The organism is Calothrix sp. NIES-2100 (genome assembly GCF_963875285.1).
GTDB lineage: Bacteria > Cyanobacteriota > Cyanobacteriia > Cyanobacteriales > Nostocaceae > Aulosira.
Genome location: NZ_CAWNLA010000001.1, coordinates 3,857,097 through 3,881,288 on the forward strand (window position 1 = coordinate 3,857,097; position 24,192 = coordinate 3,881,288).

8 protein-coding genes are annotated in these 24,192 nt (G+C 39.8%); 2 read left to right on the top strand and 6 right to left on the bottom strand.

Annotated elements, in window-relative coordinates; translation table 11 throughout:
* Positions 1 to 5 precede the first annotated feature (5 nt).
* The 4 genes from AACU32_RS15775 to AACU32_RS15790 are packed head-to-tail and all read right to left on the bottom strand — an operon-like array spanning position 6 to position 17,094.
* On the bottom strand, positions 6 to 4,481 hold the full coding sequence (locus AACU32_RS15775; protein WP_096600983.1) for a non-ribosomal peptide synthetase: 4,476 nt from the start codon (positions 4,479 to 4,481) through the stop codon (positions 6 to 8).
* Positions 4,475 to 7,093 carry a condensation domain-containing protein gene (locus AACU32_RS15780; protein WP_096600985.1) on the bottom strand — a complete coding sequence of 873 codons (2,619 nt, stop codon included), beginning with the start codon at positions 7,091 to 7,093 and terminating at the stop codon, positions 4,475 to 4,477. The genes AACU32_RS15775 and AACU32_RS15780 overlap by 7 nt, the downstream gene beginning before the upstream one ends.
* Positions 7,090 to 11,724, bottom strand: coding sequence for a type I polyketide synthase (locus AACU32_RS15785; RefSeq protein ID WP_096600987.1), 4,635 nt, complete (start codon positions 11,722 to 11,724; stop codon positions 7,090 to 7,092). Before AACU32_RS15785 ends, AACU32_RS15780 begins: the two co-directional genes overlap by 4 nt.
* 6 nt (positions 11,725 to 11,730) lie before the next feature.
* Positions 11,731 to 17,094: a non-ribosomal peptide synthetase gene (locus AACU32_RS15790; RefSeq protein WP_096600989.1), complete on the bottom strand. Its 5,364-nt coding sequence runs from the start codon at positions 17,092 to 17,094 to the stop codon at positions 11,731 to 11,733.
* 499 nt (positions 17,095 to 17,593) lie between these two features.
* On the opposite strand from AACU32_RS15790, the gene AACU32_RS15795 reads away from it, so the two are divergent.
* Entirely contained in the window at positions 17,594 to 20,308 is a 2,715-nt protein-coding gene (locus tag AACU32_RS15795; RefSeq protein WP_096600993.1) for a TonB-dependent receptor, read from the top strand.
* Positions 20,309 to 20,428: 120 nt separating this feature from the next.
* On the top strand, positions 20,429 to 21,556 hold the full coding sequence (locus tag AACU32_RS15800) for a PepSY-associated TM helix domain-containing protein (protein ID WP_096600994.1): 1,128 nt from the start codon (positions 20,429 to 20,431) through the stop codon (positions 21,554 to 21,556).
* A 236-nt stretch (positions 21,557 to 21,792) separates the two neighbouring features.
* Here the strand turns inward: AACU32_RS15800 and AACU32_RS15805 are convergent, their stop codons facing one another.
* Together AACU32_RS15805 and AACU32_RS15810 are read right to left on the bottom strand one after the other, a co-directional pair.
* Positions 21,793 to 22,536, bottom strand: coding sequence for a GDYXXLXY domain-containing protein (locus AACU32_RS15805; RefSeq protein ID WP_096600996.1), 744 nt, complete (start codon positions 22,534 to 22,536; stop codon positions 21,793 to 21,795).
* Between the two features lie 159 nt (positions 22,537 to 22,695).
* A complete protein-coding gene (locus AACU32_RS15810) occupies positions 22,696 to 24,138 on the bottom strand; it encodes a DUF2157 domain-containing protein (protein WP_096600998.1) in 1,443 nt (480 codons plus the stop codon).
* Positions 24,139 to 24,192: the final 54 nt, after the last annotated feature.

The following is a 24,192-nucleotide window of genomic DNA, read 5'->3' on the forward strand; positions in this document are numbered from 1 at the left end:
AATTTCTACCTACTCATTTGGCTAATTTTGGCAAGCAGCTTGTCAAGTTCGGGTTGGCTGAGTTCTGCTTCTGGGAAATCTGAAGGTGTATATCCTCCCGCTTCTTGTGATTGGCAATGGGCAATTAAGCGGCGCAGTTCTTGTATAAAACTTTCAGCCAAGCGTTCAATAGTGGTGGGGTGATGAATGTTCTGGCTATATGTCCAATCCAATCGCAACTGTCCACCAGTCACCATCCCGTCAATTTCTAGTAAATGGCTGCGGTTTCCTTGCAAGCTACGGTTGGGGCCAGTTGTTTGGGCTGCAAGTTTAAAAATAGAAGTATCAGGTAATACTTGGTCAAATTGCCCTAAATAGTTGAATTTCAAATGAGTTTGGGGTGTAGCTTGGAGGCTACTATTTTGGCTTAGGTATTTCAAAACACTATAACTTATGCCATTTTGCGGAATATTACGTAACTGCTCTTTAATAGTTTTTAAGGCATCTCCTGGCGAGAAAGCATTGCCTAAACTCAACAGAACTGGGAACTGGGCAGTCAACCAGCCGACTGTGCGCGATAAGTTGACATCGGGGAAAATGTCTTCCCGTCCGTGACCTTCGAGGGTGAGTAACAGTGAATTATCTCCTGTCCACTGGGCGCAAGCCTGAACTAAGGCTGTCAGCAAGACATCATTGACTTGGGTTTGATAAGCCTTTGGTACTTCTTGTAACAGGGCTTGTGTTTCTGTGCTGCTGAGAGAAATTGATACAGTTCTTGCAGATGCTACTGTATTTGCATCTTGAGCATCTGTTGGCAGGTGAATAGCTGATTTCTGGGTTTGATTTTCCCAGTATTCGAGTTCCGATTGTAACTCTGGAGTGTGAGCATATTCATTTAACTTTTCTGCCCATTGCTTGAAGGCTGTGGTTTTTGCAGGTAGCTGTATTTCCTCACCTTGGCTAAGTTGCTGGTAAGCTGTCTGCAAGTCTTCTAATAAAATTCGCCAAGAGACACCATCAATTACTAAGTGGTGAATGATAATTAACAGCCTAGCTAGTTTATCGTTACCTTGGTCAAAATAAGCAACCCGTATTAAAGGGCCGTTAGAGAGGTTGAGGCTGGCTTGTAACTCAGTAGCAATAGATACAATGGCTTTTTCTTGTTCTGCGTCTGGTTTGTCTGATAAATCCAGTCTGGTAACTGGTACTATCTCGTCAGGTGCAGCATTAACTTGTTGCCAACCATTTTCTGTTTGTTGAAAACGCAACCTCAGCGCATCATGATGTTGTAGTAACCGCTTTATTACTTGTTCTAATATCTCAAAATCTAGATTCTGCCTTACCTCTAGCAATACTGACTGATTCCAGTGGTGAGGATTAGGTAAATTTTGGGCAAAAAACCAGTGTTGTATCGGGGTAAGGGGTACTTCTCCAGTAACTAAGCCTGTTTCTGTCTTAATAGAATCCGTTGTTTGAGCGACTGCTGCTAACTCTGCGATTGTCTGATGTTCAAACAATTGCTTGGGAGTCAGTTGCAAACCTGCTTGATTCGCTTTGGATATTACCTGAATACTGAGAATAGAATCGCCGCCTAACTCAAAAAAGTTATCGTCGATGCCTACTTGCTGTAAACCGAGAATTTCAGCCCAAATTTTTGCTAAGAGTTCTTCTTGTGGTGTGCGTGGTGCAATATATGTTTTTTCTAATTCTACTGCAAGTTCTAGCGCGGGTAATGCTTGATAGTCTACTTTGCCGTTGGCATTCAGGGGAATGGCATTGAGGATGACAAAGGCAGTAGGAACCATGTACTCAGGTAACCTTTCCTGCATAAACTGCCGCAAGTCGCTAGTAGAGGTAGGCTGGGAAACCACATAAGCAACTAAGCGTTCCTCGCGCACAGTGGCTACAGCTTGCCTAATAGCTGGATTTTGGCGCAAGATAGCTTCGACTTCTTCTAGTTCGATGCGGAAACCATGAATTTTTACTTGGCGATCGCAACGTCCTAAAAATTCAATGTTACCATCAGGCAAGTAGCGGGCTAAATCACCAGTTTTATACAAGCGACTTTCTTCAGCCTCACTAAAAGGATGAGGAATAAACCTTTCCTTAGTCAACTCAGGACGGTTGAGGTATCCCCGCGCTAAGTTTGCACCACCAATATACAGTTCCCCCGGTACATATATGGGAACAGGTTGCAGATGTTCATCAAGTAGGTAAATTTGGGTGTTAGCAATGGGACGACCGAGAGGTACTGTTTTTGATTGAGTGGCTTCCTGTTCGACTTTATATGTCAGCACTCCAATAGTAGCTTCTGTCGGGCCATAGTGATTCAAAATCTGACAATTTGGTTTTAAATGCCGAACTTGTGTTACCAAATCCCAGGTAGCGGCTTCACCTCCCAGAATCAGTAATTGAGATGGCAATATTTCTTCAGGGTTAGCAGTAGTTAACAGTGCATTCAAATGAGAAGGAACAATTTTGAGACAGTCGATAGGATGGCGGCGACAATATTCAGCTAACGCTACGGTATTAGTAGCGCGTTCTTGAGAGATAATGTGCAGACATCCACCTGTACACAAAGCTGAAAAAATGACAGTATTACCCAAGTCAGCCGCAAAGGTAGAGACAGTTGCAAAACTCGCAGCATCGGGTAAATCTAATTTTTCTAAAATGCCGTGGAGATAGTTGCATAGTTGGCGATGTTCAACTGCAACACCTTTTGGTGTTCCTGTTGAACCAGAGGTATAGATAACATAAGCCAAATTTTCACAGGTGACACTGCTAAGAGGATTTTCGCAACTGGTTTGAATAGCTTCCCAACTATCTAAACAGACTACTTGCGCTGTATGTTCAGGCAAACTAGAAAGTAATGTTTCTTGAGTCAACAAAACTTGTACTTGGGCATCTTGCAACATTAAACCCAAGCGTTCGCCTGGAATATTTGGTTCTAAAGGCAAGTATGCACCACCAGCTTTGAGAACTGCCAAAATAGCAATTATTGATAGATGTGATTTTTCTAAACAAATCCCTATCAATACATCAGGTTTAACTCCTAACTGTTGAATGTAATTAGCTAATTTATTGGCTCGATTGTTAAGTTCATTATAAGTCAGTTGTTCATTTTCAAATACTACTGCGATATTGTCTGGTGTCTTAGATGTTTGTTCTGCAAATAGTTGATGAATGCACTTATCTTGCAGATAATTAGCTTGTGTTTGATTGAAATCAATTAGTAGTTGCTGTAACTGATTCTCAGAGATAATTTCTAGCTGATTAATTGGTGAATTTGGATTTGCGATCGCACTGGCGACTAAAGTTTGGAATTGCTCGGACAAAAGAGCGATCGCTCCAGATGTAAACAAGTTATTATTATAATCAATTCTCAGATTTACACAGTCATCCTTAACAAAACCAGAAAGCTTGATATTGAATTTATCAACACAGGCGTAATGTTTATAGACTGAAAACTCTACATCATTTAAGTAACGTTTCTCAGGCAAATCTGTAAATTCAAATAATATTGGTAATCTGTCAGACAAGCTATCTATTTCTTCAAAAACAAAATATTCTTGCCATTCATTAGCATTTTGGGTAGCTTGTCTAACCTGCTTTATAACTTCCTCAAAGCTTAAATCTGGTGTAAGGCGATTAGCAATCGGGAGATATTTAGCAATTAAGCCAAAAGTGTCTTGTAATTCTTCATATTCTCTACCATTACAAATACAACCAACTATAATTTCTGATTGCTTAATTAGTCGCCACAGTAAAATCTGCCAGCATGAAAACAATAGCTCATCTAGAGAATAGTCTGTTTTAATAATGTTGTCATCAATTATAAATTCCCAAAATTCTGGCGAAAATTCTCCTTGATTTTGGCTTTTATTTTGACAAGGAAGCTGTAGTTGAGAGACAGCCGAAAAATTTTGCTGAAGCCAATAATCTTTAAAGTTTTCTGCTTCTGGTTCGATTAATAATTGATTTTGCCATTCAGAAAACTGAGCATACTGCACAACTTCTGTGTCTGAATCATTACCATAAAAGTCGCTAATTTCCCTAAACAAGTTCTTTAGTGTTTCGCTATCAGCACATAATGCTGGTAAAGTAATCACTAAAATATGTTTAGTTATCGACAGTTTTAATAAAGATGCTCTTAAAAGTGGTGCTTGCTCTAGATTAAAAGGCTTTTTAATTTCATCTTGACAAGCCAAATCAATTGCATTTGCTTCTGAATTACATAAATCTATTTCTTGCCAGGAAAAAATACATCTATCTTCTACCACCATGATTGGCAGTTTCAAGCCTACTACTTTACAAAAACTGCTGCGTAATATTTCATGACGCGATATAACTTGCTGTAAAGCAGATTTTAAAGCTTCTTTGTTTAAATTACCTGCTAGCAGAATAGCAGTTTGAGCAACATAAGCACTGCTTTCTTGTTGCAATAACCAAAGCCACTTTTGCTGGGGAGAAAGTCGAAAACCATTAATAGTTTCAGTTAGCATATACTTCCTTCTTCCTCTTTTAGCTTTGCAACATTATTACCGTGGATCATTTCTCCCATCGCTACTACAATTTTGCGTTTTCCGATATAAGGAGAGCGTCCATGAGCGCATAACATATTATCTAACATGAGAATGTCTCCTTTTAGCCACGTAAAGCTAGTTTGAGACTGTTTATATACATGATTAATTTCTGCAATCACATCATCTTCAATAAGCGTACCATCACCGTAATAAACATTACGTGGTAATTGTTTCTCATCAAATAAAGATAATAAAGATTCTCTAGTTTTTACATCCAAATAAGCGATGTGATGCAATTGAATTTGATTGAAAAATACCGATTCACCAGTTTTAGGATGTACTGCTAATGCTGGACGAACTTGGCGAGTGATTAAACTATCGTCTCCATACCATTCAAAGCTAATTCCAGCTTGGCGACAGTAATCTTCAACTACGCTTTTATCGGAAGTGTGGAAAAAATCTTGCCAACTCACATCTAGATTATTCGTATAGTTACGAACGTACATGAATTGTTTTTGGGCAAGTTTTTCTCGGAATTTGGCAGGGAGAATTTGATAAGCTTTGCGACAGTCGATAATTGGTGTCTCTCCGCCTTGTTGTGCAGGTTGAACGCAGAAAAACCAGATTTTTAGAGGCCAGCAATGCAAGTGAGAACTTTCGTTATGAAAAAGTATGGCTTTGTCGGCTGGGTAGGGAGTAGAACCATATACTTTGTTACCTTCACCAGTGCGGGGTAAATCGCCATAGTCACCAAATAAATTTGGACAAACTGCGCCAGCAAAAGTTTCAAACTCTGTGACTGTATTAGTTTGAAATCCTCTAAATAATATAGCACCATGCTTTAATAATTCATTTTCTATCAATTCACGGTTACTCTTAGCCCAATCTACTAAATCAACATCATCCGCCAAAGGTTGAATTACTAAAGGAAAGGTATTACCCTCTTGCAAATAGGTGGTTGTAACTAAATTTGTAGATGATAAATTGATACTTGTAGGAGCAATTTTAATAAATTTTTCTCGATTAAAAGCCTTGCGTTTGCTGTTTTGCATAGCTTGTTGTCTCTTTTCAGATTCAGTCAATATTTCTAAACTATTAATTCGGGCATTAGGTTGTTTAACGATACTGTTTAGTAAAGTCTCAAAATGGCTTGCCATGCGAGCAACGGCACTTTCTGTAAAAAGTTCGCTATTATACCGCCAAGTGCTAGTAATTCCTTCAGGAGTTTTGGTTAAAAATACTGCAAGTTCAAACCGGGCTGTGTCGTTTCTCCAAAACCACTCTTTTAATGTCAATCCTGGTAAATCTAAAGAGGGCATAGGAGTATTTTGCAGAACAAATAAAACCTGAAATAATGGTGATGTATTACTCAAACTACGTTCAGGTTGTAAGGCTTTAACTAATTCCTCAAAAGGTAAATCTGGATGAGCATAAGCTTCTAAAGTAATTTGACGTACTCGTGCTAGTAATTCTCGAAAACTAGGGTTACCACTTAAATCTGTACGTAACACTAACAGATTCATAAAAAATCCAATTAATGATTCCGTCTCTGCCCGGTTACGATTAGCAATATCTGTACCAATAACAATATCTTCTTGTTTGGTATATTGCAACAATAATACCTGAAAAGCTGCTAATAAAGTCATAAAAAAGCTAACACATTCTTGATGACTTAATGCTTGAATCGCTTCTGCTAAGTGAGAGGGAATCACAAAAGATTGACTAGCACCACGATTAGTTTTAACTTCTGTGCGTGGACGCACTGTAGGTAATTGCAGCACTGGTAAATTATTGCCAACTCTTTCTTGCCAATAAGCTAATTTTTCTGCCAAAACTTTTCCTTGCAACCAATTTCTCTGCCAAACAGCAAAGTCGGCATACTGGATTGTTAGTTCTGGTAATGGTGAATGTTGACCATTATAAAATGCACTATACAGGGTACTTAATTCTCGAATTAATACTCCTATAGACCAGCCATCCCAAACAATATGATGTACTGTAAGCAATAATATATTTTCTTGCTTACCAAGCTGTAGAACTGTGACTCTAATTAATGGTAATTTTGTTAGATAAAAAGGCAACTCAGCTTCTTGCTGGGCAAATTTTTGCGCTTTATATTCTCGCTCAATTGCTGGTAAATTACTGAAATCTACTACTAATACTTTAACGTTGAAACTTGGAGTAATTACCTGTAGAGGTTGACCATCTATTGCGGTGAATGTGGTACGTAAAATTTCATGACGGCGCACAATTTCATTGATGCTTTTTTCTAGCACTTCTATATTGAGATAACCAAGTAAGTGCAAAGCAACGGGTTCGTTATATGTAAAACTATCAGGTTGTAATTGTTCTACAAGCCAGAGTCTTTGTTGAGCAAAAGATAAGGGTAACTGCTGATTTCGTGGTACAGCTTGAATTACATCATCTTGATTTAATACTTGTAAAATTTCTGCTTTACGCTCTTTTATTTGAGTTAGTAGAGTTGATGTAATTGTACCTTTGGGGGCGTTATAGTGTAACTGCTCTCCTTCTACCCAAAGTTTTACGTCCAAACGTTCAATTTCAGATAAAAACTGCTCGATAGTTTTCATAGTACTCCTTGTTCGCGATTACTTGTTGCTAAATAGCTTTTTTCATTAAGAATTATTGAGGATTCTTTTTGGCAGTATTCAGCTAATTCCGCCACAGTTGGCGCTGCAAATAATGCTGAGACTGGGATGCTTTTATGAAATTTTTTGGGGAATTTATTAATCAAAGTTACTCCACTTAACGAATCTCCACCTAACTCAAAAAAATTGTCATGAATGCCAACTCGATCAACACCGAGTACTTCTTGCCAGAGATTAGCAATCTCTTGTTCTATGTGATTACGAGGAGGAAAATAAGCATTACTCAGTTGAGGGCGTGGATGTAGCGATGTTGAAAGCTTATTTTTGTCTAAAGATTCCAAGAAAGCTTGGACATTAAAATGACTATCTCGTTTTATTAAGGTGGTTAAATCTTGAGTTGATACCGCAATTTGAGGGAATGAACTGTTAACAATATGCCGAAAAACTTCTATCCCTTCTGAAGGTGATAATGCATCTATTAATAGGGATTGAGCGTCAGAAATATTCTGTTCACTAAGGAAGCGTTTCACTGCCTCCATTGACATACCAATATCCTGCCAATCACTCCAGTTAATAGAGGCTGTGAATGTCCGAGCTTGATTTGTTTTGTAATCAGCAAAAGCATCAAGAAATTCATTAGCAGCACAATAGCCAACTTCACTAAATTTCTTGCGATAAAGGATAGAACTAAGAGATGAACAAAGAATAAAAAAGTCTAATTGAACATCCTGCAAAAGGCTATCCAGTACTAGTGTACCTTTGACTTTAGGAGCCATAATGCTTTCTGTCATCTCTCGCGTTCTCCGAGAAATCACACCAGCATAATCAGGAACTCCAGCACAATGGATTACACCATTGATGTTGCCAAACCGTTGCTGAATCTGTGCGATCGCTTCTTGCATCTGTTGGAAGTCAGCCACATCAGCACTCTTAACCAAAATTTCTGCGCCTAGTTCTTCTAGTTCCTGTATTTTCCGAATCTTGCGGCTTGTATCATCTTGCTCATCGTGAGTAGCTAGCCACTGTTGCCATTCTTCTCTGACAGGAAAAGCTGAACGTCCTATCAGAACTAGTTTGGCTCGAATCGTCATCGCCAAATATGATGCTAGAGTCAGCCCAATACCTCCGAGTCCACCTGTGATTAAATACACTCCTTCTTGTCTTAATCGTGATGTTCCTCCGGGTGTTGCTTCTAATCGGACAGGCTTAAAGGTTCGCACCCAGCGATGATTTCCCCGATAGGCGATCGCTATATCGGAGGATTGTGCTTGTAGTTCGTTTTGCAACTGATCTATCAGTTTTTCCTCTGAGCAATTAACATCCTTGGAAAGCACAACATCAATATGACGACAGCTAATGTTGAGATATTCTTGGGGAATTATTTTGATAGCCGCAAGTATAGTCGCTTTCTCTGGACATAGTACTTCTTCTCCAATCACTGAATGTATGTGATTAGAAATAACCGTAATTTGCAGTTTATCTGTAATACCTTGTCTGCCAATTGATCGAGCTATAAATAGCAAACTATAAAACCCTTTTTCTTGAGCTTGATCAACTCCTTCAAGCCCTAAATTAATATAACCACCAGAAGTCAAGCTCCATAAATGAACTATTGTTTTTGGGGTCTTATTTTGGACGCTCAATTCATTAAATAAGGCATCATAATCATCGCATTTTTTGGGATTCAGACTATAAGTATACTCATTCAGTTTAGTAAACTCTGATCCAAGTTTGACTATGATTACATACTGACTATCAACCTGAAGTCTTTTTACTAGTTCTTCACCTAAACCACACTCATCAATAAATATTATAGTACAAGAGTTTTGAGATACCAATTTCTTTGGAGGTAAAGATTGCTGCCACAAAGGTATATAAAACCAATCGGCAATATCCGGCTTTTTACCCTGTGTGATTGGAGTAACACTAAGATGCTTTTGTCGTTCAATCCAATAACGTTGACGCTCAAAGGGATAAGTTGGTAAAGGAATACGCTGATGGCGTTCTTTGCCAGAAAATACCGACCAATTTATTGAGATTCCTGATAGCCAAAGACGACCTAAACTATTGAGTAAAAAGTTAACATCTGACTGCTTTTCTTGCGGATGAGGTAATGAGGAAACTATTACATTAGCTGTTGAATGCTGTTTAGCAAAAGTAGATAATGTTCGACCTGTGCCAACCTCCAATAAAATGCGATTTTCTTGTTTGATTAACTCATAAATACCCGTTGAAAAGTAAACAGTTTGACGTAAATGTTTTACCCAATAATTAGGATCTATTGCTTGTTGATTTGTCATCCAAGTGCCTGTAACATTGCTAATAAAAGGCATCTTTGGCGGATGGAGTTTAACTTTAGTCACTTCTTGCCGAAATGGTTCTAATATAGATTCCATCATCGGAGAATGAAAAGCATGGGAAACATGGAGACGACGGCAATTTATGCCTTTTTCTAACAGCTTTTCTTGAAAAGTATTAATAGCATCATGACTACCCGCAACCACACAAGTAGATGGTGCATTACTAGCAGCTATAGATAATTCTTCATTTAATAAAGCTTGAACTTGTTCTTGAGGTAAGGAAACAGCCAGCATAGAACCAGCAGGCATTTGCTGCATCAACCGTCCTCTAGCAGCGACTAACGTCAAGGCATCTTCTAAAGAGAATACGCCAGCTAAACAAGCTGCTACATATTCCCCAATGCTATGACCGATCGCAGCTTGTGGATGCACACCCCAAGACATCCATAACTGAGCTAACGCATATTCAATGACAAACAATGCTGGTTGAGCAATATGAGTCTGTTTAAGTTTTTCGGCTGCGACTTCACAATCTTGGGGATAAATAAGCGTTCTTAAATCTAAACCCAAGTGGAATTTTAATATTTCACAACAGCGATCAACTTGTTCACGAAATATTGCTTCAGTGTCATAAAGCTCTTTGCCCATGTTTGGATATTGCGCACCCTGTCCCGGAAACATGAAGGCGATAGATTGCTGACATGGTTCTTGGTAATGTGTCAGAACTCTTTGAATATCTTGCTGATTCAAGGTTTTGATGGCATCTTCGATATCTTCACATACAAGGATGCGACGATAGTTGAATTCTTTACGCCCTACTTGTAGTGTATAAGCTACATCTGCCAACTTCAAATCAGGATGCTGTGTGAGATATTGAGCAAGATTTTTGGTTGCAGTTTCTAAAGCTGAATCAGTTTTAGCTGAAAGCACTAACAACTGATAATTTCTCCCCTGCTCCCTTGCTCCCTGGTTGGTGAGCGAAGTCGAACCACTGCTCCTCTGCTCTATTTCTTCAAGAATTACATGAGCATTAGTTCCTCCCATACCCAAGGAACTGACACCAGCACGGCGAGGATTTGCGCCTGTTTGCCATTCACTCAACTTAGTATTGACGTAAAACGGACTATTGGTAAAGTCAATTTGGGGATTGGGTTGCTCAAAATTTAAGCTGGGTGGGATTAACTTATGTTTGAGGGCTAAAGCTGTTTTAATCAGTCCAGTCACTCCTGCTGCTGCATCTAAGTGACCGATGTTAGTTTTGACTGAACCGATCGCACAAAAACCTTTTTTATCCGTAGTGCTACGAAAAACTTGCGACAGTGCAGCAATTTCAATCGGATCGCCTAAAGCTGTACCCGTACCGTGAGTTTCAATATAACTAATTGTTTCCGGCTCCACATCAGCCAGCATCATTGCTTCAGCGATCGCTTCAGCTTGACCATCTACACTAGGCGCTGTGTAACCAACTTTACCAGAACCATCGTTATTAATTGCCGAGCCTAAGATAGTTGCATAAATGAAATCACCATCGGCGATCGCATCCTGAAGCCGTTTCAGGACAACAACTCCTACCCCATTACCAATAACTGTGCCTTTCGCTCTCGCATCAAACGCATAACAATGTCCATCAGGCGATAAAGTTCCGCCTTCTTGAGCTATATAACCTGTTTTTTGGGGTGTATGAATTGAAACCCCTCCCGCCAAGGCCATATCACATTGATAATTCAGCAAACTTTGACAAGCTAAAGAAACTGCAACTAATGAACTAGAACAAGCAGTTTGAACTGTAATACTCGGCCCTTTTAGATTTAATTTGTAAGATACACGAGTACTCAGAAAATCTTTATCGTTACCAATCAATGTTTGATAGGATGTTGCTGAACCTACGCGATCGCTATTCAAATCAAAAGAACAATAATTACTCAGACTCGCTCCAGCATAAACTCCAATGCGATTGTTACACTTTTGGCTGTCATAACCAGCATTTTCTAAAGCTTCCCAAGCAGATTCTAAAAATAAACGGTGTTGGGGGTTTGTAATTTCAGCTTCTTTAGGGTTAAGTTCAAAAAACGCAGCATCAAATAAATCAATATTTTCTAACACACCACCAGCTTTGACATAATTGGATTCATTTAGTAAAGCTGGCTCTACTCCAGCAGCGATTAACTCTTCCTCTGAAAAGACAGAAATTGACTCGACACCATCTTTTAAATTCTGCCAAAATTCTTCTATATTTTTTGCCCCTGGAAATCGCCCAGCCATACCAATGATGGCGATTTTTTCTATTGAATCTTGTGTTTCTGTACTAGCCATGCTTTTCTATTTCCTATTATTTTTCATAGAATTACTCAAAAACTCTTGTTTCCTTTTGACAGCATTTTTTTGTTTTTGAGTACGTTCGCGCATCCCTTGCCAACGCGAATCTTTCTCTGAATCTTGAGTTAAATATTTTGCTAAAGATTGAATAGTTGGATTCTGAAATAACTCAATAATAGATAATTCCTTATTCAATGCTGCATCTAGCTTTTGCTTTATCTGAACCATCAGCAAAGAATGACCACCCAGGTCAAAGAAATTATCATTTATACCTACTTTTTCTAATTTTAATACTTCTTGCCAAATAATTGCGATCGCTCTTTCGATTTCTGAACTCGGAGCTTTGTAACTAACTTCTATTGTTGGACGCAAATCTGTAGGAACTGGCAAAGCACTACGATTAACTTTACCATTTGGCAACAATGGCATAGCATCTAGTAGCACGAATAAACCCGGAACCATGTAATCAGGTAAAGTGCTTTTTAAATAATTTTGCAGTTCATGAGTACTGGGTTTCTTCCCATCTTTAGGAACAAGATAAGCTACGAGTTGCTTTTCTAATGCTAAAACTACAACTTCCCTTACTGCTGAATGTTCGATTAATACCTTTTCAATTTCGCCTAATTCAATCCGAAAACCGCGAATTTTAACTTGATAATCAATGCGTCCCAAATATTCTAAATTACCATCTGGTAAATACCGAGCTAAATCCCCAGTCTTATATAAACCTGTATTAACTCCGTTATCAAAAGGGTTAGGAATGAAATGTTTGTTAGTGACTTCTAGTCTGTTGAAATAGCCTCTACTTAACCCAGCACCACCAAGATAAATTTCCCCTTTTACCCCAATTGGCACTGGTTGTAAATTGGCATCAAGTAGATAAATTTGTGTATTGTTAATCGGGCGACCGATAGTAACAATCTTATCTTGTTTCTTGACTAAACTAAATGTGGAATAAGTTGTATCTTCAGAAGGCCCATAAAGGTTGAAAACTCTTTGAATTGCATTATTTTGGTAAATCTGTTGCACAAGTTGATGTTGGAGTGGTTCACCAGCTAGATTAACAGTGCGTACTGAAGCAGGTAAACCATTAATTCGCAATAATTCGCTGATGATACTCGGAACTGTATTTACTAAGCTTACTTCTGTAGCAGCAGGCGAATTAGGTAGATGCAAAGCGTTCTCTACCAAAATTACCTTTCCACCCCAACTTAAAGGCACAAATATTTCAAATACCGATAAATCGAAGCAAATAGAAGTTGAGGCTAATACTCCTGCAAGTTCATCATTACTAAATACTTGTCTTGCCCAGTGTAACAAAGCAATGCAACTACAATGTTCAATCGTAACGCCTTTGGGTTTACCTGTAGAACCAGAAGTATAAATAATATAAGCTAAGTTATTTGATGTTACTTCAGTAAGCAGATTTTCTGGATTTTGTTGTTCTAAAAACTGCCAATATCTATTCAAATAAATGGTATTAAATTTAGAGTTTTTAAAACCTCGAACCAAATTTGTTTGAGTCAGCAATATTTGAGCTTGACTGTCTTCTAGCATGAACGCTAAACGTTCTTGGGGATATTTAGGATCGAGTGGTATATAAGCACCACCAGCTTTAAGAATTGCTAACAACCCAATCACCATTGCTGGTGAACGTTCCATACATATCCCAACACAAACTTCTGGTTTGACTCCTAATTTTTGTAGGTAATGTGCTAGTTGATTAGCTTTGGTATTTAACTCACGATAGGTTAGTCTTTGATTTTTAAATACTAGTGCAACAGCATTTGGTGTCAGTTCTACCTGCTGTTCAAATAATTGATGAATACATAGATGTTGCGGATAGTATATTTGTGTCTGATTCCAATCAACTAGGATTTGCTTTCTCTCGAATGCAGTTAACAAGGGTAATTCTGCAATACTCTGATCAAGATTGGCAACAATACCTTCTAGTAATGTTTGTAAATGTCCCAGCATCCGCTCCATTGTATCTGCACTGAACAGAGACGTGTTGTACTCTAAAGTTGCAATCAATCCCTGTTCTCTGTCTTCCATAAACAGAGTTAAATCAAACTTAGCCGTGTCGTTAAAACCCGCCGCAAAAGTTATATCTATATCTGATAAATTTGGCTTTGCTAGTGGCACATTTTGCAGAACGAACATTACCTGAAATAAAGGATTGTAGCTCAGATGGCGTTCTGGTTGTAGTGCTTCTACTAATTTGTCAAAGGGTAAATCTTGGTGAGTGTAAGCTTCTAAGGCTATTGCTTTTACCCGTTGCAGTAATTCTTTAAAACTCGGTACACCATCTAAGGAAGTACGCAAAACTAAAACATTTACAAAAAAGCCAATTAATGATTCTATTTCGGCTCGATTGCGGTTCGCAATTGGAGAACCTACTAGGATATCTGTTTGCCCAGTGTAGCGATATAACAGGGTTTTGAATGCTGCCAGCAAGACCATAAATAGGGTAACACCTTCTTGCTGGCAGAGGTTTTTCAATTCAGCACTCAAGCTAGGTGATAGAACTAATTTTGCTTGAGCGCCGTTGAAGGTTGGAAAAGCCTTTCTTGGACTATCTGTAGGTAAATCTAATACTGGTAAGTTTCCGCTTAACTGTTGCTTCCAGTAGGTAATTAGAGTGTTTAATCTTTCGCCTTGCAACCATTGTCTCTGCCAATAAGTAAAATCTACATACTGTATTGGTAATTCTGGTATTGGTGTTGGCGTAGCGTCTCGTTGGCGTAGCCTCTCGTAGAGAAGAGAGGGTTTGCTATTTATTAGTGCTTCGTAAATTTCAGCCAGTTCACTAATGAGGATACCAATAGACCAAGCATCGACAATAATATGGTCTAGAATCACGACTAAGTGATATTCTGTTTCTTTTAAACGCAGAAGTTTAGCACGCAAAAGAGCTTGAGAGGATAAGTCGAAGCTTTGTTGTGCTAACTCTTTAGTAAAACGCTGGGCTTCTTGAGTGCGTCTATTGTCTGGGAATATTTGTAAATCTTCAACGGGTAATTTGATGTTGAGTTCTGGCTGAATGACTTGCACAGGTTGCCCTTCTATAAGAAGAAAATTTGTGCGTAGTATTTCATGGCGTTTGATAATTTCGTTTAGGCTTTGCTCTAGAACTGCAACATTAACGTGTCCTTGAAAGCGAATAATCAAAGGAATACTGTATGCAGGTGTATCAGGTGCTAGCTGATGAATAAACCATAAGCGTTGTTGAGCGAAAGATAGGGGATGAAATTCGCTATCTTTGTAAGCTGGAAGAATTGATTCTGAGGGAATTGCAGATGTGTTGAGTTGAGCAAGTATTTTAGTAGAGAGCGATACCTGCGGCACGCCTATCGGCGATCGCACACTCAAGCCTGTAAAGAAGTCAGCTATAGATAAGGTAATCTCTAAGTCGGTTTCAATGCGGTTTTGCAGTTCAAAGGCTTTTAAGGAATCCAGCCCCAAACTACTTAATGCTTGTTCTGGGTTTACCTCATGCAGTGGGATCGCTAATACCCGCGCTACCTGTTCTTGAATATATACTTCTAGTAGTGACTGGCTCTCATTTTTACTTAAACTCAACAAAACTTGGCGTTGTAATCTATTTTCTTTAACTGCAAATTCAGCATTTTTTGCGAGATTGCTAGCAACTATATCTAGGTTGTTTGCTAGAAATGCTGCTTTAGTTGCACGGCGTTGAATTTTGCCACTAGAGGTTTTAGAAATAGTGCCGGGTTTTATCAAAACCACTGCATAGACTTGTATTTCATGCTCTTCTGCAACCGCTTGGCGTAGGTTACTAATTACTTCCTCATAGTTGGGTTTGGCACGAAATTCCAATTCTTGCACTACTACCAAGCGTTCTTCATTGTCTACCTCAACCGCAAAAGCAGCACAACTACCCAAACGCAAAGAAGGATGACTTTTTTCTGCTGTTAATTCAATATCTTGTGGGTAAAGATTACGTCCACGAATAATAATTAAATCTTTAGCTCTACCTGTAATAAAAAGTTCGCCATTATCTAAAAAGCCTAAATCTCCAGTCCTTAAAAATGGCCCCTCTCCTGTATTTTTGACATAGGCGTGGAAGGTTTCTTCTGTCTCTAAAGTACGATGCCAATAGCCTTTACCCACACTTGGACTAGCTATCCAAATCTCTCCAAGTTCATCGGGTTGACAGCGAGTGCAATTTTCCGGATGGGCAATAACTATTTGCTGTTCGGGAATGCTGTAACCGCAACTAACAAAGGTTTGGCTATCTTGATTCGCATCACTCTCACATACTTGATTTTGAGAGAGGGCAATTTTATCAATAGTTTTGCAACGAGGTACAAATTTCTTCGCCACACCAGAAACCATCAGTGTTGCTTCTGCCATACCATAACAGGGATAGAAGGCTTCTTTGGGAAAACCACATTCTGCAAAAGTAGCGGCAAATTTTTCTAATGTCTCTTGTCGGATAGGTTCTGCACCGTTAAAAGCTACACTCCAACTGCTTAAATCGAGTGTGGCACGTTGTTCAGGTGTAATCTTATCAATGCAGAGTTCATAAGCGAAGTTAGGAGCGCCGCTAGTAGTTCCTTGATAGCGGGAAATCGCCTGTAACCAACGATATGGACGCTGTAAGAAAGCAGCAGGAGACATTAAGATGCAAGGGAACCCTCCATATAGAGGTTGGAGTATCCCACCAATTAGCCCCATGTCATGGTAAACAGGGAGCCAAGAAACAAACTTACTTTGTGGTGAGTGTTCCATAAATTTGTAAGTCACAGCTGCGTTGTGCAGTAGGTTACTGTGACTTAGCATCACTCCCTTGGGTGTGCCTGTAGAACCGGAGGTGTATTGCAGAAAGACTAAAGAGTCTTGATTAATAAAAGGTGCTTGCCAACTATTTTCTCTTCCCAGTTCTAGATTATCAGTAGCTAACCACTGTAATTTGTAATTGTCACCTAGCAAAGACTGGAGTTTAGGCAGGAAAGTGCTGGTTGTGAGAGCAACTGCTGCCTGTGCATCTACAATAATGGCTTGAATTCTGGGTGTGTTGCGCTGGTTGTGCGGTGGGTATGCGGGAACTGCTACCACCCCAGCGTACAAACAACCAAAAAAACCAGCTAAGAATTCTAGCCCTGGTGGGTACAGCAGTAATGCACGTTCCCCAGCCATACTCATTGATTGTAGTTGAGATGCGATCGCCCGCGATCGTCGATCTAGCTCTTGATATGTGAGTGTGATTACTGTATTTTCCCCATCTTGCAAAAAGCTAAAAGCTTCTGTGTGCGGCTGAGATTTTGCTCTCGATTGCAGAATCTCAACCAACGTCGAATAGCGACAGCCAATATCTTTCAAGTCATTAAAAGGTTGAACCATTTTATTCTCAAGAGCTAGATGCCAATCCTGGACTGAATTGCAAGCAAATGCAATGGCAGTCATCTGATTATTTATCAATAGCCAAATGCCGCCGATTTCTATCTCAACTATTGCTATTAATTTTCAATTACTTTAATCACACTAATGCAAGTCTTTCGATCTTACAACCCCCTATACATAATAAATGCTTATATTTCTTTTCTAGTCTTATTGATTTTTAGTTGCAGAAAATAGTTATATCTTGGGATAGATGCAATTAAAATTAGAATATGAAAATTATCACCTCTATTCATTGCCCTGTATGGAAAATAGCAAAGCGATTAGGGGAAGTTTTTCAGTAAAGAGAAAATTTCGCCGTCGAGGGTAGAGTTTGCTGTATCCTAAAAATTTGAGAAATATTTGCAAAAGACAATATTTGGCATAGGGCTTTACATATTGAGAGTTACTTGCAATAATTTGACCAAGATTATTGATTACAACCTGCGAGTTGCGATTGGGCATGAAACTAGAGCGAATACTGCCAAGCTTATTACTGATAAGTTCTGTTGTTGTGTGGGATACCACTGCTGTTTTGAGTGCAGAAGTCTTAAAGCCAAATCAGACAAGTGAAAATCTCAAATCAACTAAAAAAATCTCAAAATTGAGTCAAATTAAGCGTTCCTTGAGGTTAGCTCAGTCTTCTACCCCCACTTCGCCGCCTGTAAATCAAGTTATCGAGATTACGAGAGTCAAGATTAATGCCACAGCAACAGGGGTAGATTTGATATTAGAGACTACCTTGGGCGAAAAGTTACAAATAACGCCGCAAATTGATGGCAAAACTTATATTGCAAACATTTCTAATGCACAGTTACGCCTTTCTAGTGGCCAGACATTTCGCCAAGAAAAGCCAGCCGCAGGTATTGCAGAGGTAATTGTCACTAATCAAGATGCGAATAGTATCCGGGTGACATTGATAGGCGAAGAAATAGCACCCAAAATTGAACTGTTTGATAGTGATGAAGGTTTGATTTTTGGGGTAGCATCAGAGACTGCTTCTATCCAACCGCAACAGCCACAAACACCAACCCAACCTACACAGCCATCTTCCCAACAGCCTCCAAAGACACCATCAGCACAAACACCAACCCAACCTATACAACCATTTTCCCAACAGCCTCCGGAAACACCATCTGCACAAACTGATGAACCAATTGAATTGGTAGTGACAGGAGAAGAAGACGGATATAGAGTCACAGAATCTTCAACTGGTACGAGAACAGACACACCTATCCGGGATATTCCCCAATCAATCCAGGTAGTTCCTCGACAAGTGTTAGAGGATCAAAAAACGATACGCCTGGTTGATGCACTACGAAATGTGAGCGGTGTTTTTAGCAGTAATAATTTTGGCGGTACGATAGATAGTTTCAATATTCGGGGATTTGACGATGCTGGTATCTTGCAAAATGGCTTTAGACAAAGCAATACAGATGGTAATTTCTCATTGCGAGATCCAGCGAGTATTGAGCAAGTAGAGGTTTTAAAGGGGCCTGCTTCGGTTTTGTATGGCAATGTTGAGCCAGGAGGCGTGGTAAATGTTGTTACTAAACAACCTTTAGCTGATCCTTTTTATAGTGCAGAGTTCTCTATTGGTAGTAATAGTTTTTACCGTGGTAGTTTGGACTTGTCTGGGCCGTTAAGTCCAGATAAAGCTTTACTCTATAGGTTAAATTTAGCTTATCAAAATACAGGTAGCTTCCGTGATTTTGTCAATAGTGAGAGAGTTTTTGCTACACCTGTATTTGATGTGAAGTTGGGCGATCGCACTAATTTATCGATTAACACTAGCTATCTCTACGATCAACGCACTGTTGATCGCGGGATTGTTACGATCGGAACAGGAATTGCGGATATTCCCACTAGTCGCTTTTTAGGCGAACCGGGGGACTTTCGGCGTAGTGAGCAGTTTGGGATTGGTTATCGTTTAGAACATGAGTTTAACGACAATCTCAAAATCCGTAACGCCTTTCAATTTTTACAAAACAATGAAAAAGTATTCAACACCAACGCTACAGAACTAGATGAAGAGACTGGTACTTTATTTCGTGATTATTTTGATAGTACCAATGAGTATAAGATATATTCGATGCAAACTGACCTCACGAGTAAATTTAAAACAGGTTCAGTCAACCATCAGCTGTTATTTGGTTTTGATTTACAAAGAAATACATCAGAAGGTTTTTTTAGAACGCCATCTGATGCTTTTGATACCTCAATAGTAGATCGCCAAACACCAAGCATTAATATTTTTAATCCCATCTACAATGTACTTCCGCCAGATCTTTCATCCTTCCTCTTGCTCCGGGATGACAAAACTACAACTGATAGCTTAGGTTTTTTCTTGCAGGATCAAATTGCGCTGACAGATAATCTTAAACTTTTGGTTGGTGGTCGATTTGATACTGTTACCCAAGAGCGTGATGACAAGCTAAATGATAGTGAAAGTAGCCAATCAGATGAAGCATTTAGCCCGCGTGTAGGTATCGTATATCAACCTATTGAACCGATTTCACTCTATGCTAGCTACAGCCGCTCTTTTGCTCCTAACAGTGGTGTGCGTTTTGATGGTTCATTATTAGAACCAACACGGGGAACGCAATACGAAGCAGGTATTCGATTTGAATTCAGTCCTCAACTAGCAGCTAATTTGGCATTTTACGAAATTACCAAATCCAATATTGCGACTACAGATCCAATCAATCAAGCATTTAGCATTGCTGTTGGCGAACAACGTAGTAGAGGGATTGAATTTGATGTTTCCGGGCAAATTTCCCCAGGTTGGAACGTCATTGCTTCTTACAGCTATACCAACGCTGAAATTAGTGAAAGTACTGATTATCCAGTAGGTAATAAAGTACCTAACGTTCCACATAATAAAGCCAGTTTATGGACAACCTATGAGTTTCAAAACGGTGGTTTCAAAGGATTTGGTTTAGGAATGGGATTGTTTTATGTAGATGCACGACAGGGTGATTTAGAAAATAGCTTTGAATTACCAAGTTATATTCGTACCGATGCAGCGATTTACTACCGACAAAACAATTGGCGAGCAGCAATTAACTTCCAAAATTTATTTGATGTTCGCTATTTTGAAACCAGCGAACTTGGTCGAACAACAGTAATTCCAGGCGCACCGCTGACTGTTATTGGCTCATTTGCTATTGAGTTTTAATGGCTTGTCATTTGTCATTTGTCATTTGTCATTTGTCATTTGTCATTTGTCATTTGTCATTGATCCCCTATCCCCCTTGTCTTCCTTGTCCTCCTTGTCCCCACACTCCCTTGTCATAATATGAAACTTCGTCATCTGGCTTTCCAGTTACATCGTTATTTAGGATTAGCCGCCGGACTAATTATTATGCTTGTTGGGTTGACAGGTAGCCTGCTGGTTTTTAAGGAAGAAATTAGCCATTTTCTGTTGGAAGTTCAGTTTGGGAAAATTACACCTCAACAGCAGCAGGTTTCAATATTATCTATTATTGATAATCTCAAAGCAGTTTATCCTGATCCCAGCCTGAGTTTGAGTTTTTTGGAATTCCCCCAAAAACCTGACGCACCTATACACATCCATTTAGAATCGCCCAAGAAGCCGACATTAGAAGTAATTCTCAACCCATACACAGGCGAAATTCTCGGCGATCGCTTGAGTGAATATACTATCATAGCTATAATCGACAATCTTCACTATTCGTTATTAGCCGGGGATACTGGGGTTGCAATTGTTGGGATTACGGCGCTGTTAATGTTCATCCTCAGCGTTACAGGAATTATGCTTTGGCCTGGTTGGCGAAAACTATTTACAGGTTTCAAAATTAAATGGAACGGTCATATCAAACGGACAAATTTTGATATCCATAAAGTAGCAGGAATCATCACAGCAGTATTTCTGACAATCACTGCTTTCACCGGGTTTTGTTGGAATTTTTATTCTTATCTTGAACCTGTAATTTATGGTGTGACTTTTTCCCCTAAACCGATAGATCCGCAATCCACACCCATACCTGGTAAATCGTCATTAGGTGTAGTAGAAATTTTAGAACGTGCTGATGCTGCTTTACCAGAAGCTGTGATTACTTATATCGCTTTCCCAACCAGTCCAGAGGGGGTATTTTTGGTGGGTAAACGATTTTCTGAAGAAAAAGAAGTTTGGCGCAGCGGAGTTTATTTAGACCAATATACAGGAAAGGTGTTGCGCGTTCGTAATTCGCGATCGCTTTCTTTTGGTGACGAAGTAGTAGATGCTTTTAACACCCTGCACTTCGGTACTTTTGGCGGACTACCAACGCGGATTTTATATATTTTTGTTGGTCTTGCTCCCACAATTTTATCTGTCACTGGTTTTGTGATGTGGCGTTATCGTTATCGCTCAACATTACAGAAAAAGGCAGAGGGCAGAAGACAGAGGGCAGAAGGTATATAAAAATACCAATAAATCACTCAAAGAGGGCAGGATTCCCATCGCCCTAGGGCGTGTTTTCAAACTCATTTCTTGAATCAGGGGAGGAGGGGGAGAGGGGGAGACGCGGTGACGCGGAGAGCTTTTTGAACAAATTTTCACCGCGTCGCCGCGTCCCATTGTCCCGTTGTCAGCCTTATGTAGTTGCATTCGATACTTTGAAGACACGCCCTAGCCCCTAGCCCCTAGCCCCTGAATTCCTAAAAGCGATAATTGCGATCGCCTACCCACAAACTAATCGGTACGGCGTTACCTTGGGGATCGACTTTGACTTTGACTGCTATTGGTTGTCGTTGTCCTTCTCGACTTTCTAAAGTGCGGGAGATATCTCTACTAATCCGTTCCCGTTGCTCTTGGGGAATGTAATATGTTTCCACACCATAGTTAACAAGGCCATCCCGATATACGCCTTTTAAGGCTACCTGATCGTTAGGGAGATTTGTTGGGCGGTTACTACTTACCCGCACCAGTCTCCAAGCCCGAGGAACACCACGACCAAAAGTTTCTCTCTCTTGCAAAGTGACATACAAGTTAGTTCCTTGAGCCAATTGCCTATTTCTCCCGCGATTTTGCCGCAGTAACTCCTCCCAGCCAGGAAGCCTTCTCAAAGTTGAGACGCGGGATATGTTATAGTCCAAATTGAGCGCGTAGTTTTGCTGCACATCATCAGCATCTACAGCCGCACTTTGCAAAATTACCGTTTTTCCCGCAACATCTGTGTAAAAAGCTTGGGTAGGTACAGCCATAATTAACCCTGTTTGCAGCGCTAGGGGAACTAGTAGCCGCCAAAAAGGTAGAGGCTTATTTGCTTTCTGTTCAGTTGCAATTAGATAATCTCTAAAAGTCAACTTCCCAGAAAATTCGGCTTCAGGAGATAAGCCGCCCTGAGATTTACTTGATTCAGAAGTAGTAGATTTATTCGATTCCGAGGAGTTACTTTTCATGGGCGTAGTCCTAAAAAAAGAGGCAATTGACAACAGTCTGGTTAAATACCCAGAATTAGGACTGACGCAGAGAGACACTAAATACTAAATATAGGAATACGCAGAGAAAATATAACGATCAGCAATTAAACTTTGTAATTACGAATTACGAATTACGAATTACGAATTACTATTACTTTTTTTGCTTTTCGCTTCCAATAGGCGGCGTTCAAACCACAGCCCAGCACTAATTAGCACAGAACCGCACATCACAAAGACCAGCGACTTAAACAGCAAGTCTGTATTGTACTCCCACACGCGACTGATAACTTGTAAAGTTAACAATAGCATACCTCCCCAGAAGGAACGGCGATCGTTTAATTTCAATCCTTCTTGAATTAGTCCCCATGCTAAGGTTACTAGCAGAACGTTAAAAACAAAAATTCCCAGTTCGCTAATCCTAGTAATACCTTGATGCCAAAAAGGTACTAATACTATGATGCCAATAAATGTGCCAATCAAAACCAGAGTGAAAACCATTTCTCGGCGTGCAGGATTGTTACGTTGACGCAACAGAAATAACCATTGTAAAACTGCCAAACCACTGAGAATCCCGACATCAATTATGGGAAGAGTTCTCAAGATGTTGCTGTTAGTAGTTGGTGGAGAATAACCATAATCTGGAAATTGCCATTGCCAACGGAAGGACAAGATATAAAAGGCAAAGCCAAAACATACTAAGGCTAAAGTCCGTGCCAGGGGTTGAAACAACCTATAATTAATCGTGGGAAATAGTAGGTCATCGTAACTCCACAATAAAGCTGGGGGGAGTGCAAAGGCTAAGGAGGCTACCCAAGGTGCAATATCGGAATAAGTCAGTACTTGCAAAGGATTGAGGTTGAATTGCAAGGAACTAGCAAAGGCAAAAGCTGCTAGTCCAAAAATCCAACGCGATCGACAAACATAAGCTAAAGGTACAAACAGCAACCATGATACCAGAGGCATATGTCGGACTATTAACCGCGCCCAACTCCATTCGTTGGGAGTGTACCACCAGTCACCTAGTCCACTCCAATAGCCAATGAGGATCAGGAGAATGGCTAAAATACCCAAGGAATTTAAAGACAGGCTGTAAGCCATCACCAAAACACCAAAACCCCAGGCGAGAAACCATTCGGAAGTCGAACCAGCAATATTGAAGACTTGCGCCATCAACAGGATAGTTACGCCTAAGATGAAAGCGCCTAAGATGAGTAATGCTTCACCCAAGTTGCGTTTGCTACGATCTAGTTTTTTACCTTCAGCTTTCCTTTGTGCGGGTTCTCGCCAGGTGTAAAAACCAGTGATAGTCACAGCGAAAAACAAACTGATCATCAAGATAAACTTGACATCCCGTGACCATTCCTGCCAGCTGGCGGCGATAAAAACGATCGCACCTAACACTAACAGGATACCGCCAATGGCGATCGCAATCATTCGCGAGCGATCGCGCGCCGCCGCTTCGATGTTATTAAATTGATAACGGTCTGCTAGCTGCTGGTACTGTGAGGCGCTAATTATGCCTTCGTCTCTCCATAGTTGTGCTTCTTTTTGTATTTTTCGCTGAAAATTATCTAAGAACATGACCATCTCCAGTGAAGTGGTGTAGTTTAATGCGCAAAGAGTGCATTTCTAAAG

Excerpts from the sequence above, each read along its gene's own strand:
- AACU32_RS15790 (WP_096600989.1), bottom strand. The coding sequence starts at position 17,094 with ATGGTTCAACCTTTTAATGACTTGAAAGATATTGGCTGTCGCTATTCG.
- AACU32_RS15785 (WP_096600987.1), bottom strand. The coding sequence starts at position 11,724 with ATGGCTAGTACAGAAACACAAGATTCAATAGAAAAAATCGCCATCATT.
- AACU32_RS15810 (WP_096600998.1), bottom strand. The coding sequence starts at position 24,138 with ATGTTCTTAGATAATTTTCAGCGAAAAATACAAAAAGAAGCACAACTA.
- AACU32_RS15800 (WP_096600994.1), top strand. The coding sequence starts at position 20,429 with ATGAAACTTCGTCATCTGGCTTTCCAGTTACATCGTTATTTAGGATTA.
- AACU32_RS15805 (WP_096600996.1), bottom strand. The coding sequence starts at position 22,536 with ATGAAAAGTAACTCCTCGGAATCGAATAAATCTACTACTTCTGAATCA.
- AACU32_RS15795 (WP_096600993.1), top strand. The coding sequence starts at position 17,594 with ATGAAACTAGAGCGAATACTGCCAAGCTTATTACTGATAAGTTCTGTT.
- AACU32_RS15775 (WP_096600983.1), bottom strand. The coding sequence starts at position 4,481 with ATGCTAACTGAAACTATTAATGGTTTTCGACTTTCTCCCCAGCAAAAG.
- AACU32_RS15780 (WP_096600985.1), bottom strand. The coding sequence starts at position 7,093 with ATGAAAACTATCGAGCAGTTTTTATCTGAAATTGAACGTTTGGACGTA.